We start from the raw sequence: 15,497 nt of genomic DNA on the forward strand, positions 1-15,497 counted from the left end.
CGCGGGGTGAGACTGGGGTCATGAGGACTGCGTTCAGCGTGGATGTCGTACGGGCGGCCGAGCGGGACCTGATGGCGCGGCTGCCCGAAGGGGCCCTGATGCAACGGGCCGCCGCCGGGCTGGCGGTGGCCTGTGCGGAGATGCTGCGGCGGGTGTACGGCTCGCGGGTCGTGCTGCTCGTGGGCAGCGGCGACAACGGCGGCGACGCGCTGTACGCGGGCGCCCGGCTGGCCCGGCGCGGCGCGGGCGTACGCGCCGTCCTGCTTTCTCCGGAACGGGCGCACGCGGGCGGCCTGGCGGCCCTGCGGGCGGCCGGCGGCCGGGTGTCCGACGACGCCCTCGCGGACATCGCCCGCGCCGACCTCGTCGTGGACGGCATCGTCGGCATCGGCGGCAAGGGGGGCCTGCGGCCGGAGGCGGCGCGGCTGGCGGAGGCGGCCCGGCAGGCCATGATCGTGTCCGTCGACCTGCCGAGCGGCGTGGACGCGGACTCCGGGGAGGTGCCGGGAGAGGCCGTACGGGCCGATGTGACGGTGACCTTCGGCGCGTACAAGCCGGGCCTGCTGATCGACCCGGCACGCGAGTACGCGGGCGCGCTGCGGCTGGTGGACATCGGCCTCGGCCTGCCTGCCGAGGCCGCGGTGGAAGCGCTCCAGTACGCGGACGTGGCGGCGCTGCTGCCCCGGCCCTCGGCGGAGAGCGACAAGTACCGGCGCGGTGTGGTGGGCGTGGTCGCGGGGTCCTCGCGCTATCCGGGCGCCGCGGTGCTGGCCGTGTCCGGGGCGCTGCGGGGCGGCGCCGGAGCCGTACGGTACGTGGGCCCGGCGGCCGACGAAGTGCTGGCCCAGTTCCCGGAGACCCTGGTGCACGCCGGGCCGCCGTCGAAGGCGGGCCGCGTCCAGTCCTGGGTGATCGGCCCCGGCATCGGCGACGACGGCGACGCGGTGGCGGACGTGCTCGACTCCGACGTACCGGTGCTGGTGGACGCCGACGGGCTGCGCTTCCTGGACGCCGCACGGGTACGGGACCGCGCCGCGCCGACCCTGCTGACACCGCACGCCGGGGAGGCCGCCGCGCTGCTCGGCGCCGACCGGACGGACGTGGAGGCGTCCCGCCTGCGCTCCGTACGGGAACTGGCCGGGCGGTACGGCGCCACGGCCCTCCTGAAAGGCTCCACCACCCTCGTCGCCGACCCGGCGGGCGGCCCCGTACGCGCCAACCCCACCGGCACCGGCTGGCTGGCCACCGCCGGCAGCGGCGACGTGCTGTCCGGCCTCACCGGCTCCCTCCTGGCCACCGGCCTGTCGGCGCGCGACGCCGCCTCCGCGGGCGCGTACCTGCACGGCCTGGCCGCCCGGCTGGCGGCCACCCCGGACGGAGCGCCGATCCTGGCCACGGACGTGGCGGGGGCGCTGGGGGAGGCGTGGCGGGACATCAGCCGGTTCTGAGGCGTGCCCGCGAGCTGCCGCCAGGCCCGCTGCCCGCGGCCCCGCGCACCTGCCTCTCCAGGCCCCAACCGCCGTCCTGAGACACTGGGTGGATGAACCACACAGCCATGCGTGCCCGTGCGGCCATCGACCTCGCCGCGGTGCGCTCCAATGTGCGGGCGCTGCGGGCCCGCGCGCCGCGGGCCGAGCTGATGGCCGTGGTGAAGTCGGACGGGTACGGCCACGGCGCCGTCCGGTGCGCCCGTGCCGCGCGGGAGGCCGGGGCGACGTGGCTGGGCACGGCCCTGCCGGAGGAGGCGTTCGCGCTGCGGGAGGCGGGCGACACCGGCCGCCTGATGTGCTGGCTGTGGACGCCCGGCGGGCCCTGGCGGCAGGCCGTCGAGCAGGACATCGACGTGTCCGTCAGCGGGACGTGGGCGCTGCGCGAGGTCACGGACGCGGCGCGGGCCTGCGGCCGTACCGCCCGCGTACAGCTGAAGGTCGACACCGGGCTGGGGCGCAACGGCTGCCAGCCCGCCGACTGGGCCGAACTGGTCGCCGCCGCGCGCGCCGCCGAGGCCGAGGGCGCGATCCGCGTCACCGGCGTCTGGTCGCACTTCGCCTGCGCCGACGAGCCGGGCCACCCCTCCATCGACGCCCAGCTCGCGGCCTTCGCCGAGGCCGACGCGGTGGTCCGCAAGGCCGGACTGGACCCTGAGGTACGGCATCACGCCAACACCCCGGCGCTGCTCAGCCTGCCCCAGGCGCACTTCGACCTGGTGCGCGCCGGAATCGGTGTCTACGGCCTCTCGCCCAGCCCCGAGATGGGCGTGCCGGAGGACTTCGGACTGCGGCCGGTGATGACGCTGGAGGCATCTTTGGCGTCGGTGAAGCGGGTACCCGGCGGCCACGGTGTCTCGTACGGGCACCGGTACACGACGTCCGGCGAGACCACCCTCGCCCTGGTGCCGCTCGGCTACGCCGACGGCATCCCGCGGCATGCGTCGGGCAGCGGACCGGTGCTGGTCGCGGGCAAATGGCGGACGGTCGCCGGCCGGATCGCGATGGATCAGTTTGTGGTCGATCTTGGTGGGGACCCGGCCCAGGTGGGAGACGTGGCTGTGCTGTTCGGCCCGGGGGACCGGGGCGAGCCGACCGCCGAGGACTGGGCGCGTGCGACGGGCACCATCGGGTACGAAATCGTCACGCGGATCGGTACCCGGGTGCCACGCGTCTATGTTGATGAGCGCGCGGACACGGGGAGCGGGACATGAGCGACAGGACGGGGGCGGCCGCCGACACCGCGATCGACGCGGCGCAGGCGGCGGCCGGGGCGGCCACGGCGGTCGGCGGCTGGACACGGGCCGGGCGCCACGCGGGCATCGCCGGGGCGGCGATCGGCGTGGTGGCGGCGGGTGCCGCGGCGGGCGTGGCCATAGAGCGGCTGACGGTCGGCCGGGGCATGCGGCGCAAGGCGCGGCTCGCGCTGGACGCGGCGGGCCCGTACGGCACGCTGCGCGGCACGCCGGGCACGGCCGTGGCCGAGGACGGCACGGAGCTGCACTACGAGATCGACGAGCCGGGCGACGGCAAGAACACCAAGGGCGGCGGCACCGGCAGCGCGCGCCGCAAGCGGCTGCTGAAGCTGCTCGGGCGCCGCGCCGAGGCGCCCACGGTCGTCTTCTGCCACGGCTACTGCCTCAACCAGGACTCCTGGCACTTCCAGCGCGCGGCCCTGCGCGGCGCGGTGCGCACGGTCCACTGGGACCAGCGCAGCCACGGCCGCTCGGAGCGCGGCAGGTCCCAGCGCGACGGCACCGAGCGGGTCACCATCGACCTGCTCGGCCGGGACCTGAAGGCGGTGCTGGACACCACCGTGCCGGAGGGGCCGATCGTGCTGGTCGGGCACTCCATGGGCGGCATGACCGTGATGGCGCTGGCCGACCAGTATCCGGACTACGTCGCGGAGCGGGTGGCCGGCGTCGCCCTGATCGGCACCTCGGCGGGCCGGCTCAGCGAGGTCGCCTTCGGGCTGCCGTCGCTGGGCGTCAAGGCGTTCCACAAGCTGGCGCCGGGCGTGCTGAAGGCGCTCGGCTCGCAGAGCGAACTGGTCGAGAAGGGCCGCCGGGCGACCGCCGACCTCTTCGCCGGGCTCGTCAAACGCTACTCCTTCGGTACGCCGAAGGACGTGGACCCGGGGGTGGCCCGGTTCGCCGAGCGGATGATCGAGGCGACGCCGATCGATGTCGTCGCCGAGTTCTTCCCGGCCTTCGCGGTGCACGACAAGACCGAGGCGCTGGCCAATTTCGACGCCGTGCCGGCCCTGGTGCTGGCCGGCGACCGGGATCTGATCACCCCGTCCGACCACAGCGACACCATCGCCGAGCTGCTGCCGGGCGCCGAGTCGGTGTGCGAGCCGGGCGCGGGCCACCTGGTGATGCTGGAGCGCCCCGAGGTGGTCACCGGCCACCTGGAGACGCTGATCGAACGGGCCGCGGCGGCGGCCGCGGCGGCGCGGTCGGCGCGGGCGTAGGGCGGCGTTCCGGCGCCCGCCCGCCGCGGACGGGTCCGGGGCGCCGGGTTCGGAATGCCGGTTGTGTGCGCCGTACCATCGGCGCATGAGCGCCACCGAGACGACCGTGCACGTAACCGTCAAGTCGCCCACCCGCATGCAGGAGTTGGGCCGCAGGCTGGCCGGGCTGCTGCGGCCGGGTGACCTGGTGATGCTGACCGGGGAGCTGGGAGCGGGCAAGACGACGCTGACCCGCGGCCTGGGCGAGGGCCTGGGCGTGCGCGGCGCGGTCACCTCGCCGACGTTCGTGATCGCCCGGGTGCACCCGCCGCTGGCCCAGGGCCCGGCCCTGGTGCACGTGGACGCGTACCGGCTCGGCGGCGGGCTGGACGAGATGGAGGACCTGGACCTCGACGTGTCGCTGCCGGAGTCGGTGGTCGTCGTGGAGTGGGGCGAGGACAAGGTCGAGGAGCTGTCCGAGGACCGGCTGCACCTGGTCATCGAGCGCACGGTCGGCGCGGACGCGCCGGGCCTGCCGGACGGCGCGCACTCCGACGTGGTCACGGACGAGGACGACGTGCGCGAGGTCACCGTACGCGGTGTCGGTGCCCGCTGGGCGGACGTGGACCTGACGGTCTTGGCCGGGGAGTAGGCGGGCAGGGGCCGCGCCGGGCGGGGGAGCGGGCTCCGGTCGTACCGTAGTTTCCGACAAGCCGTCGGGAAGATGTTGCGCGCGCGGCGCCGAACGTGGTCACATGGGTGAAGAGAGAGCCGGTTAGGTCTGCCTAACTACGCCCGCTTGCCCGCCCAGGAGCCACGGGAGGCATCCATGTCGGCCCACCAGCCCGTCACCCCAGGGGTCCGCAGCGGCGCGACCGAGCCGACCCCGACCATGAACGAACTGCTGGCGGCGTGCGCCGCGGCCAGCGCGGTCTCGACGCCGCCGGAGCCGCCGTCGCGCGCGGAGGAGGACGCGGAGGCCGCGGAAGCGGGTGGACCGCGGGTCATCGGTCCGCAGGAGGCCGGGAGACGGGACGCGGCGTAGGGGCCCGTACGGCCTCGGACGCGTACGCCTTCGCCCGTACGACTTCAGCTCGTGCGTCTTGAGCCCGTACGCCTTGGGACGTCGCCGCTCGGCCGGTGCCCTTCAGGCCGCCCCGCCGGTGTCGCCCCTCAGGGAACGACGACGACCTTCGTCCCTCCCAGCGCGAAGTCCCACAGCGCCGTGCCGTTCTCGCGGGTCTCCCGGATGCCGCCGGTCTTCTTCTTCGCGTTCGGGGTCGGCATCGAGCCGTCGACCGCCGAGCTGAAGCCGATCACCACGCCCTCGGCGACCGTGAAGCGCACCACGTGCTCGATCGGCACGCCGTCCGAGCCGGGGATCTTCAGCGAGCGCCCGGTGACCTTGTACGTGCCCGGCGCCGGGCTCACGCTGCTCGGCGTGACCTCGAACGTCCGCTTGATCTTGCCGTCCGCCGTGACCAGCCACACCCGGCGCGCGCCCAGCGCGTAGACGACCCGCTCGCCCTCGCCCGAGTTCGGCGGGACCGGGACCTCGGTCTTCTGCTGGTCCGCGCCGTCCTTGCCCTTGCCGGGGGACGGGCTCGCGGAGGCCGACGGGTGCTTGCCCGCGGTGGTGTGGTCCGGGGCCGAGGCGGACGCCTGATAGGCCAGGAAGCCGACGGCGGCGAGCGCGGCCGCGGTCAAAGCGGTGACGATCGTGCTGCTCTTACCGGACACCGCCGTGCCACCTTTCGTACGCGCGTGACTACGGGTGACGGTAGCACCCGGCAGGGCACCCCCGGCCGCGCCGTAGTCTTGAAGGCGTGCTGCTGCTTGCTCTGGACACCGCAACCCCCGCCGTCACCGTCGCGGTCCACGACGGCTCCCGCGTACTCGCCGAGGAGCGTCAGGTGGACGCGCGCCGGCACGGCGAACTGCTGCTGCCCGCCGTCGACCGGGCGCTCGCCGAGGCGGGCGTGAAACTCGACGCGGTCAGCGACATCGTGGTCGGCGTCGGCCCCGGCCCGTACACCGGGCTGCGGGTCGGGCTCGTCACCGCGGCGACCTTCGCGGCCGCCCTCGACGTGCCGGTCCACGGCCTGTGCACGCTGGACGGCATCGCGTACGCCGCCGGGCTCGACGAGCCGTTCGTGGTGGCGACCGACGCGCGCCGCAAGGAGGTCTACTGGGCGCGCTACGCCGACGCCCGCACGCGCCTCACCGAGCCCGCCGTGGACCGCCCCGCGGACATCGCGGACCAGGTCGGCGGCGTGCCGGCGGTGGGTGCGGGCGCGGTGCTGTACGCCGGCACCTTCACCGGCGTACGGGACGGCGCCCCCGAGCACCAGTCCGCGGGCGCGCTCGCCTCGCTGGCCGCCGAGAAGCTGGCGCGCGGCGAGGACATGCTGCCGCCGCAGCCGCTGTACCTGCGCCGCCCGGACGCGCAGGTGCCCGCCAACTACAAGGTGGTCACGCCGAAGTGACCGCGCGGGTGGCAGCCGGAGAGGGCGCGCGGGACGGCGCCGTACTCCGTGAGATGCGCTGGTGGGACATCGCCCCCGTACTGGAACTCGAACGCGAGCTGTTCCCCGAGGACGCCTGGTCGGCAGGCATGTTCTGGTCCGAGCTGGCGCACGCGCGCGGACCCGCCGCCAACCGCCGCTACGTCGTCGCCGAACTCGACGGCCGCCTGGTCGGCTACGGCGGACTGGCCGCCGTCGACGGCACCGGCGACATCCAGACCATCGCCACCGCCCGCGACCAGTGGGGCACCGGCCTCGGCTCCCGGCTGCTGACCGAGCTGCTGTCCGCCGCGACCGCCTTCGAATGCGCCGAGGTGCTGCTCGAAGTACGCGTCGACAACACGCGGGCCCAGCGGCTGTACGAGCGCTTCGGCTTCGAGCCGATCGGCTTCCGGCGCGGCTACTACCAGCCCGGCAACGTGGACGCCCTCGTCATGCGCCGTACCACCCAGTCCCCCTCCGAATCTCCGGCCGATTCCGCGCCCGGGACCCCGGCCGCCACCTCCCCGTCCTCCGAACCTCCCACCGCGCAAGGAACCCCGACCCATGGCTGACGAACCGCTCGTCCTCGGCATCGAGACCTCCTGCGACGAAACCGGCGTCGGCATCGTGCGCGGGCACACCCTCCTCGCGGACGCCGTCGCCTCCAGCGTCGACGAGCACGCGCGCTTCGGCGGCGTCGTACCGGAAGTGGCCTCGCGCGCGCACCTGGAAGCGATGGTCCCCACCATCCAGCGCGCCCTGAAGGAGGCCGGCGTCGCCGCGTCCGACCTCGACGGGATCGCCGTCACGGCAGGTCCCGGCCTGGCCGGCGCCCTCCTCGTCGGCGTCTCGGCGGCCAAGGCGTACGCCTACGCCCTCGGCAAGCCGCTGTACGGCGTCAACCACCTCGCCTCGCACATCTGCGTCGACCAGCTCGAACACGGCGCCCTGCCCGAGCCGACGATGGCCCTGCTGGTCTCCGGCGGCCACTCCTCCCTCCTCCTCGCGCCCGACATCACCGCCGACGTGCGCCCCCTCGGCTCGACCATCGACGACGCGGCGGGCGAGGCGTTCGACAAGGTCGCGCGCGTCCTGAACCTCGGCTTCCCGGGCGGCCCGGTCATCGACCGCTACGCCCGCGAGGGCGACCCGGACGCGATCCGCTTCCCGCGCGGCCTGACCGGCTCCCGCGACCCGGTCTACGACTTCTCCTTCTCCGGCCTCAAGACCGCCGTCGCCCGCTGGATCGAGGCCAAGCGCGCGGCGGGCGAGGAGGTCCCGGTCGCGGACGTCGCCGCGTCCTTCCAGGAGGCGGTCGTCGACGTACTGACCCGCAAGGCGGTACGCGCCTGCAAGGACAACGGCGTCGACCACCTGATGATCGGCGGCGGCGTAGCGGCCAACTCCCGCCTCCGCGCGATGGCCCAGCGCCGCTGCGAGGACGCCGGCATCACCCTCCGCGTCCCCCGCCCCAAACTCTGCACCGACAACGGCGCCATGGTCGCCGCCCTGGGCGCCGAAATGGTCGCCCGCAACCGCCCCGCGTCCTCCTGGGACCTCCCGGCCGACTCGTCGCTGCCGGTGACGGAGCCGCATGTGCCGGGGACGGATCATGATCATGGGGACGGGCGCGGGCATGGTCATGGTCACGCGCACGACCACGATCACTTCCATGAGCTGAGCAAGGGGAACTTGTACTCGTAGGCGGGGGGCTGTGGCGGGTTGGGCCGGGGCGGTCACGGCACTGCTCGTTCGCATGAAGCAGTCCGGTTCCCACTGGCTGCTCCGGGCCCCCGGCCCAGAATCCGGGCCATGGATGAACCGATGTCCGCCAGTGCCTCCGAGCAGCCCCTGATTCCGCAGCCGCCGGCATCGATCAGGTTGCTCCGCGACGCCGTGGCGCAGATCGCCCCAGCCGCCCTGCCCGCCTTCGCCCGTGAACTGATCCAGGCCGCCGAGCGCCGTGGCCGAACTCGGCCGCATCCTGGACGCAGCCCACGCCGCCGTGGCGCGGGAAGCGCCGTGAAGACGCGCGCCCCGCCCCGTTCACCCCACGACACCACGTCATACCCTGGCCAAGCCGAAATGCAGACATACGGGGAGGCGGCAGGCTGTGCCTTGGTTCTGGTGGGTGTTCGCGTTCTTCATGGCGGGGGGTTTCGCCAAGGTGGTCGACGTGGGGCGCAAGGCGATGAGCGCGCGGCACTCGCGGAAGATGGAGCGGCTGGAGCTCGCGCGGCGGGACCGGCTGGAGCTGGAGGCGGCGCAGCGGCCGCCGGAGCCGGTGTGCGGGTGTACGCATCATCTGGCCAAGCACGACAAGCGGGGCCGGTGCCACGAGGTGACGCAGGTGCCGACGGCCTGGGACGCGGAGAAGAAGCCGGTCGCGTACGAGCCGGGGCAGTGCACCTGCCAGCAGTACGTCGGCCCGCAGCCCCTCTCGCAGGTGTACGCGGAGGAGCTGACGGACCGGGCGTAAGCGCCTCAGGAGGCGGCCGGTGCCTCGCGGCCCAGCAGCATGGTGGGCGCGCCGGCCACCCGGGTCAGGAAGACCACGCAGGAGTTCGGTCCGGAGAGCTTGAGCTTTTTGCGCAGGTCGTCGGGTTCGACGGCCGAACCCCGCTTTTTGATCACGGCGATTCCGATGCCGCGCTCGCGCAGCAGTGCCTTCAGTTTCTTGACGTTGAAGGGCAGCGTGTCGGTGATCTCGTAGGCCGTGGCGTACGGGGTCGGGTGGTGTTCGTCGGCCGTGACGTAGGCGATCGTCGGGTCGATCAGGCGGCCGTTCACCCGCTGCGCGACCTCGGCCACGAGGTGGGCGCGGATGACGGCGCCGTCCGGTTCGTACAGCCAGCGCCCGACCGGGCCCGGCTCGGGGTCGGGCAGGCCGGTGCCGAGCAGGAAGTCGCCGGCGGGCAGGAGGGTTGCGCGGCGGGCGCCCGGCGCGGTGCCGAACCACAGGACGGCTTCCTTCACGTCGCCGCCGTCGGAGATCCACTCGGCCTCCGCCTCGTCGGGGACGATCTCGTGCGGGATGCCCGGCGCGATCTTCAGGGCGGCGTGCGGCGCCGTACGGGCGGCCTGTACGGCCCAGGACAGCGGCGGCGAGTACGCCTCGGGGTCGAAGATCCGGCCGCCGCGTCCACCCCGACCGCCCCGCCGCGCCGGGTCGACGAACACCGCGTCGTACGCCGAGGTGTCCACCTCGGTGACATCGGCGCAGCGCACCTCGATCCGGTCGGCCAGCCCCAGCGCCTCCGCGTTGGCGCGGGCCGCCGCGCAGGCCAACGGGTCGCGGTCGACGGCCAGGACGTGGATGCCGGCGCGCGCCAGCGCGATCGCGTCGCCGCCGATGCCGGAGCACAGGTCGGCGAGGGAGCGGACGCCGAGGGCGGCGAGGCGGGTGGCGCGGTGGGCGGCGACCGTACTGCGCGTGGACTGTTCGACGCCGTTGGGCGTGAAGTACATGCGCGCGGCGTCCGCCCCGAACTTGGCGGCAGCGCGCTGGCGCAGCCGCGCCTGGCCCAGTGCGGCGGAGACCAGCGACGCCGGGTGGTCGCGCCGCAGCCGGGTGGCGGTCGCCAGCTCGTCGGCCGGGTCGTGATCGCGCAGTTCGGCCAGTAGCGCCTGCCCTTCGGGCGTGTGCAGCGCTGAGAAGGAGTCGAGGTCGTTCGCCTGGTTCACCCGGTCCATTGTGGGCCAGGGGGCGGGTGGGGGAGAGGCGGGGCGGTTCGGGCGGCCCCGCAGCGCGTTCTAGCCGCGTCGGCGGGCGCGGCGCCCATGACCGCCGCCGCGGCTGCCGCCTCCCTGCACGGCCGGTCCCGGCAGCGCCGCCACCACTCGCGGCGTGGCCTGTGTCTCGTCGGGGTCAGCCGCCCGCGCGCTCCGCCGCGAGCCGCCCTGCCCGCCCGGCGGCCCCACCGGTTCGCGCCGCCGCTGCGCGCTGTCGCTGATACGGATGAGCAGCGCCACCATCACCCAGTTCGCGACGAGCGACGACCCGCCCTTGGCCAGGAACGGCAGCGCCTTGCCGGTGAGGGGTATCAGCCCGGTGACGCCGCCGGACACCACGAAGACCTGGAGCAGCAGCGCGCTGGCCAGGCCCACCGCGAGCAGCTTGCCGAAGGGGTCGCGGGCGGTGAGCCCCACCCGCAGGCCGCGTTGCGCGAGCAGGACGTACAGGAGCAGTACGGCCATCACGCCGGCCAGGCCCAGTTCCTCGCCGACGGTGGTGAGGATGAAGTCGCTGTTGCCCGCGAAGCCGATCAGTTCGGGGTGGCCCTGGCCCAGGCCCGTACCGCTGATGCCGCCGCTGCCGAAGCCGAAGAGCGCCTGTGCGGCCTGGTCGGATATCAGGCCCGGCGGCCGCTCCTTCTCGGGCAGGAAGATGTCCATGGGGTGCAGCCAGGCCATGACCCGGCCTTTGACGTGCGGCTCGGTCGTGCCGACGACGGCGGCGCCGGCCACCGCCATGGCCAGGCCGCACAGCACCCAGCTGGTGCGTTCGGTGGCCATGTAGAGGGTGATCACGAAGAGGCCGAAGAAGATCAGCGACGTACCGAGGTCGCGCTCGAAGACCAGCACCAGCAGGCTGATGATCCATATCGTGAAGATCGGCCCGAGCTGGCGGCCGGGCGGCAGCTGGACGCCCATCACCCGGCGCCCGGTGAGCGCGAGCGCGTCGCGGTTCAGGGTCAGATAGCCCGCGAAGAACACCGCGATCATGATCTTCACGAATTCGCCGGGCTGCAGCGACAGCGGCCCGATGAATATCCAGCGTTTGGCGCCGTACGTGTCCGCGGTGAAGAACGCCGGTGCCATCAGCAGCACCAGCGCGACGGCCATCGTCAGATAGATGTAGCGCTGGAGGAAGCGGTGGTCGCGCAGCAGCATCAGCGTGCCCGTGCACACCGCCACCCCGATCACCGTCCACACCAGCTGCCCGCCCGCCGCCGGGGCCATGTGAAGGCTCGGTTTCGCCGCGTACGTGATGTCGAGGCGGTTCAGCAGCACCAGGCCGATGCCGGACAGCAGTGTGGCGAGCGGCAGGATCAGCGGGTCGGCGCGCGGCGCGAAGCGGCGGACGACCAGGTGCGGGACGAGCGCCATGAAGAACATCGCGGTGGCGAAGCCGGGCAGCCCGTCGGGCAGCTTGCCGGTCATCGACAGGCCGGTGTACGTGTAGCCGAACACCGTGATCAGCACGGCGAAGGCCAGCAGCCACATCTCCGTACGCCGCCGGTTGGGGGCCTGGGCCAGGGCGGCGAACGTCATCGTGCGCTCGGCGTCGCTCTCCGGGCCCTCCTGGGGCCGGAGCGAGCTCGTCAGTCCACGCACGGGATGCCTCCGCCATCGATCATGGGAGCCGTCTGCCCGGAACCTCCCGCCCCGGAACCGGACTCCGCCGCCGATGGGGAAGACGAGGGTGACGGTTGCAGGGTTCCCGCAGGTGAGCGGGGTGCGGCGGAGGAGGTGCCGGATGTCTCACCGGACCCGGCCGAGGTGCCGGGCGCGGCACTGCCGCCGTTCGCCGCCCCGGTCTCCCGGGCGACCAGCCGCCGGATCTTCTCCGGGTCGACCAGGTTCACGTCCTCGCCGCGGTGCTTGGCGAAGCCCTCGACGGGCAGCGTGGAGAATCGTACGTTACCGCCCGAAAGGTTCTTCGCCTGCTTGAGGAACGACAGCAGGTCCCAGCCATCGTCGATGACCAGGTCCTGCTTGGCGACATCCATCAGCTTCAGCAGCCGCAGCGGGTCGGTGAAGGTGCCCGCCGAGTTCAGCTTGTGCGTGGCGGAGGCGAGGAACGCCTGCTGGCGGCGGGTACGGTCCAGGTCGCCCGCGGGCAGGCCGTGCCGCTGCCGTACGAACGCCAGCGACTGCGGCCCGTCGAGGGTCTGCCGCCCGGCCGGGAAGTCGGCGCCCGAGTACCGGTCCTTGACCGGGTGCTTCAGACACACCGGCACACCGTCGAGCGCGTCCGCGATGTGCAGGAAGCCCACCAGATTGACCTCGGCGAAGTGGTCGACCGGCACGCCCAGGAAGGTGCGGACCGTCTCGATCTCGGCGCGGCGGCCCGCCTCCCGCCCCTCGTGCTCCAGCCGGTCGTGGTCGGTGACGCCCTGGCGCGCGAGCCGGTCCTGCGCGGCGGCCTTGGCCAGCCCGTACGCCTTCTTGATCTTGTCTTTGCCGTGCCCTGGAATGTCGACGAAGTCGTCGCGTGGAATGGAGAACGCGGTGGCCCGCCCGCCGTCGGCGGGCACATGCAGCAGGATCAGCGTGTTCGTGTTGTAGCCGCCGATGTCGGACGAGGCGCCCGCGTGCAGCTTCGCCAGTACGTCCTTCGGCAGATCGTCGCCGTTGCGGTCCTTACGGCTGTCCAGCCCCATGAGCAGGATGTTGGTCGCCCCGCCGGACGACTTCGGCGCGCCGTCGCCGAGCGCCCGCGACGAGCCGATCTGCCCGGCCAGGTCCCGGTAGAAGTACCAGCCCGCACCGGCGGTGCACAGCAGAAGCACGCAGACGCACAGCGCGAGCCTGCGCAGAGCACGGCGCCGCGGTCTGCGCCCGTGCCGGCGTCCCTGCGGGCGCCCCTGCGGGCGGGGCGCGTCCGGGGCGGTGGGCCTGCGACGGTGCTTCATTCGAACAGGCTGGCCGGGCGGGGCTGAAAGAAGCCTGAAGGTTCTGAAGGCGGGTTCAGGATCGGGCGGGGGCCCCGGGCTTTCCGGGCGTCCCGGGGAGTACGGCCACGAAGCGCGCGCCGGAGCGCCCGTCCTCCTCCCGGTCCCGTACGGACAGCTCGCCGCCGTGCGCGCGGGCGATGCCGCGGGCGATGGCCAGGCCCAGCCCCGTACCGCCGCTCTCGCGGTCGCGCGCCGCGTCGAGGCGGGCGAAGCGCTCGAAGACGCGCTCGCGGGCGGGCGGCGGGATGCCGGGGCCGTCATCGATCACTTCGAGGACGGCCTGGTTCTCTACGGCCTGGTTCTCTGCGGCGGCACATTCCCGGGCTCGCGCGACAACCCGGACCTCTGAAGCCGCGTGGCGCAGCGCGTTGTCGACCAGATTGGTCAGCAGACGCTCCAGCTGCGCCGGATCACCCCGTACGGGTACGGGCTCGTCGGCCACCACCACCAGCCGGGGTCCGCCGTCCGCCGGTCGGCGCGCGGCCTCCTCGGCCGCCAGCAGAGCCAGGTCGACCGGCTCGGCGGCGCGCGGGGCATGCGCGTCGAGCCGGGCGAGAAGCAGCAGGTCGGCGGCGATCCGCTGGAGGCGCTCGGTGTCGCGGAGGGCCGCCTGCACGGAGGTACGGAGATCGCCGGCGGGCGGGTCGGCGGCCAGCGCGACCTCCAGCCGGGAGCGCACGGCCGCGATCGGATTCCGCAGCTCGTGCGACGCGTCGGCGACGAACTGGCGCTGCCGGGTGACCGCCTGCTCCAGCCGGTCCAGCGTGGCATTGACCGTACGGGCCATCAGCGCGATCTCGTCACCGCCCGCCGGATCGGGCACCCGCCGGTCCAGCTCGCTCTCGCTCACCGCGGCCAGCTCCGTGCGGATCGCGGTGACCGGACGCAGCGCCAGCCCCGTCACCGCCCAGGCGATGGCGGCGGCGAGCGCGATCAGCGGCGGGGCGCTGGCGAGCAGGGCCACGCCGATGGCGTGGGTGGCGTCGTCCACGTCCGAGAGCACGGTGACCGCGTACACGTACCGCACCCGGCCGCCCTCGCCCGGCGGCGTGGCCCGCACCACGACCACGTCCGCACGCGAGCCGCCCGCCGTCGCGGCCGGGGCGCCGGTCAGGACACGGTCGGCGGAATCCTGGCCCGGCGGCGGGCGCAGGTCCCGCAGTTCGGCGGCCGGCGGATCGGCGGACCGCAGGCTCGTGGCGACGACCCGGCCCGCCTCGTCCAGGACCAGCACCAGGTCGACGCCGTCGGCGGGCGACGTCAGTACGCCGGGGAGCGCCCCGGTGTCGGCCTGCGCGGCGACCTTGCGGGCGGCCACCTCGGTGCGGCTGGTCGTGTTGTCCAGCAGGTTCGCGCGCAGCAGCACATAGAGCCAGCCGCCGCCGACCGCCAGCACGAGCGCCATGGCCAGGGCGGCGGCTGCGGCGGTGCGGCCGCGCATGGACGTCGGATGCCGGTGCCAGAACCGGGTGGTCCGGTTCTGGCTCCGGTTCCGTGAACGGGGTTCAGTCCTCACCGGGTGCCATTCGGTAACCCGTGCCGTGCACCGTACGGATCGAGTGGCGGCCGAACGGGGTGTCGACCTTCTTGCGGAGGGACGAGACGTACACCTCGACGATGTTGGGGTCCACGTCGGCCGGTGAGTCCCACACCTCGTCGAGGATGTCGCGCTTGGCGACCGCCTGGCCGTCGCCCGCCATGAGGCAGCGCAGTACGGCCAGTTCGCGGGCCGTCAGCTCGATGTCGGTGTCGCCGCGGCGGCAGCGGCGGGCCTCGGCGTCCAGGGTGAGATCGCCGCACTGGAGCGTACGGGGGCGCTCGGCGGCGCGGCCGCGCCGGGTGAGGGCGCGGAGGCGGGCGAGCAGCACGACGAAGGAGAACGGCTTGGTGAGGTAGTCGTCGGCGCCTGCGTCCAGCCCCTCGGCCTCGTCGTACTCGCCGTCCTTGGCGGTCAGCATCAGTACGGGCGTCCAGTCGTCGCGGCGCCGCAGCCGGCCGCAGATCTCGTATCCGCTGGGCCCCGGCAGCATCACGTCCAGCACGATCGCGTCGTACGCCGCGGAGAGCGCCAGCTCCAGCCCCCGATGCCCGTCCCGGGCCACGTCCACCCAGTGCCCCTCGGCGGCCAGCCCCCGGCGCAACGAGTCGGCCAGGCCCTCTTCGTCCTCCACGACCAGTATGTGCATGGGGCCATTGTGGCGGGTGTGCCCTGGTTTGTGGTGCCGGTTGGGGGTGGGGGTGTGCGGTTGGCTCCGGTGGTGTGCGGTTGCCTCGGTGGGGGTGCGCCTTGGCGCCTTGGGTTCGGTGGGTGGGGGCTCGGGGCCCCGCAGGGGTCTCTCCTCGTTGCCTGGAGCGGCCGAAATGTATGGAC

The 15,497-nt window shown here is 73.8% G+C and carries 15 protein-coding genes; 8 read left to right on the top strand and 7 right to left on the bottom strand.

Translation table 11 applies throughout. From position 1 onward, the window contains the following. Positions 1–20: 20 nt before the first annotated feature. From ADK86_RS09435 to tsaE, 4 genes are all read left to right on the top strand, one after another. Positions 21–1,448 carry a bifunctional ADP-dependent NAD(P)H-hydrate dehydratase/NAD(P)H-hydrate epimerase gene (locus ADK86_RS09435; protein ID WP_053696157.1) on the top strand — a complete coding sequence of 476 codons (1,428 nt, stop codon included), beginning with the start codon at positions 21–23 and terminating at the stop codon, positions 1,446–1,448. Positions 1,449–1,540: 92 nt separating this feature from the next. Further along, on the top strand, positions 1,541–2,701 hold the full coding sequence (gene alr, locus ADK86_RS09440) for an alanine racemase (RefSeq protein WP_053696158.1): 1,161 nt from the start codon (positions 1,541–1,543) through the stop codon (positions 2,699–2,701). Further along, positions 2,698–3,960 (top strand): alpha/beta fold hydrolase, encoded by a 1,263-nt coding sequence (locus tag ADK86_RS09445; protein ID WP_053696159.1) that lies wholly within the window; start codon positions 2,698–2,700, stop codon positions 3,958–3,960. Before alr ends, ADK86_RS09445 begins: the two co-directional genes overlap by 4 nt. Before the next feature lie 85 nt (positions 3,961–4,045). Next, complete coding sequence (gene tsaE, locus ADK86_RS09450) at positions 4,046–4,591, top strand: tRNA (adenosine(37)-N6)-threonylcarbamoyltransferase complex ATPase subunit type 1 TsaE (RefSeq protein WP_030375650.1); 546 nt, start codon at positions 4,046–4,048, stop codon at positions 4,589–4,591. 137 nt (positions 4,592–4,728) lie between these two features. Here the strand turns inward: tsaE and ADK86_RS43035 are convergent, their stop codons facing one another. Then, positions 4,729–4,947: a hypothetical protein gene (locus tag ADK86_RS43035; RefSeq protein ID WP_158712055.1), complete on the bottom strand. Its 219-nt coding sequence runs from the start codon at positions 4,945–4,947 to the stop codon at positions 4,729–4,731. Between the two features lie 165 nt (positions 4,948–5,112). Further along, on the bottom strand, positions 5,113–5,679 hold the full coding sequence (locus tag ADK86_RS09460; RefSeq protein WP_053696160.1) for a hypothetical protein: 567 nt from the start codon (positions 5,677–5,679) through the stop codon (positions 5,113–5,115). Between the two features lie 86 nt (positions 5,680–5,765). Between ADK86_RS09460 and tsaB the strand changes: the two genes are divergently transcribed. From tsaB to ADK86_RS09480, 4 genes are all read left to right on the top strand, one after another. Then, complete coding sequence (tsaB, locus tag ADK86_RS09465; RefSeq protein ID WP_053696161.1) at positions 5,766–6,425, top strand: tRNA (adenosine(37)-N6)-threonylcarbamoyltransferase complex dimerization subunit type 1 TsaB; 660 nt, start codon at positions 5,766–5,768, stop codon at positions 6,423–6,425. Between the two features lie 53 nt (positions 6,426–6,478). After that, the gene (rimI, locus tag ADK86_RS09470; protein ID WP_078951958.1) at positions 6,479–7,018 is read left to right on the top strand and encodes a ribosomal protein S18-alanine N-acetyltransferase; all 540 of its coding nucleotides are present in this window, start codon (positions 6,479–6,481) and stop codon (positions 7,016–7,018) included. Continuing rightward, on the top strand, positions 7,011–8,150 hold the full coding sequence (tsaD, locus tag ADK86_RS09475; protein WP_053696162.1) for a tRNA (adenosine(37)-N6)-threonylcarbamoyltransferase complex transferase subunit TsaD: 1,140 nt from the start codon (positions 7,011–7,013) through the stop codon (positions 8,148–8,150). The genes rimI and tsaD overlap by 8 nt, the downstream gene beginning before the upstream one ends. Before the next feature lie 409 nt (positions 8,151–8,559). Beyond that, a complete protein-coding gene (locus tag ADK86_RS09480; protein ID WP_053696163.1) occupies positions 8,560–8,925 on the top strand; it encodes a hypothetical protein in 366 nt (121 codons plus the stop codon). Between the two features lie 5 nt (positions 8,926–8,930). Here ADK86_RS09480 and ADK86_RS09485 read toward each other — a convergent pair whose 3' ends face one another. The 5 genes from ADK86_RS09485 to ADK86_RS09505 form a co-directional block, all read right to left on the bottom strand. Further along, entirely contained in the window at positions 8,931–10,139 is a 1,209-nt protein-coding gene (locus ADK86_RS09485) for a class I SAM-dependent methyltransferase (protein ID WP_053696164.1), read from the bottom strand. A 60-nt stretch (positions 10,140–10,199) separates the two neighbouring features. Then, positions 10,200–11,720, bottom strand: a complete 1,521-nt coding sequence (locus ADK86_RS09490; RefSeq protein WP_078951959.1) for an FtsW/RodA/SpoVE family cell cycle protein — start codon at positions 11,718–11,720, stop codon at positions 10,200–10,202. A 50-nt stretch (positions 11,721–11,770) separates the two neighbouring features. Next, positions 11,771–13,084: an LCP family protein gene (locus ADK86_RS09495; RefSeq protein ID WP_234345781.1), complete on the bottom strand. Its 1,314-nt coding sequence runs from the start codon at positions 13,082–13,084 to the stop codon at positions 11,771–11,773. A 55-nt stretch (positions 13,085–13,139) separates the two neighbouring features. After that, positions 13,140–14,567 (bottom strand): sensor histidine kinase, encoded by a 1,428-nt coding sequence (locus tag ADK86_RS09500; RefSeq protein ID WP_053696165.1) that lies wholly within the window; start codon positions 14,565–14,567, stop codon positions 13,140–13,142. Positions 14,568–14,631: 64 nt separating this feature from the next. Continuing rightward, on the bottom strand, positions 14,632–15,312 hold the full coding sequence (locus ADK86_RS09505; RefSeq protein WP_030589720.1) for a response regulator transcription factor: 681 nt from the start codon (positions 15,310–15,312) through the stop codon (positions 14,632–14,634). Between the last annotated feature and the right edge of the window lie 185 nt (positions 15,313–15,497).

This window comes from Streptomyces sp. NRRL F-5755, from assembly GCF_001279365.1.
Lineage (GTDB): Bacteria > Actinomycetota > Actinomycetes > Streptomycetales > Streptomycetaceae > Streptomyces > Streptomyces rimosus.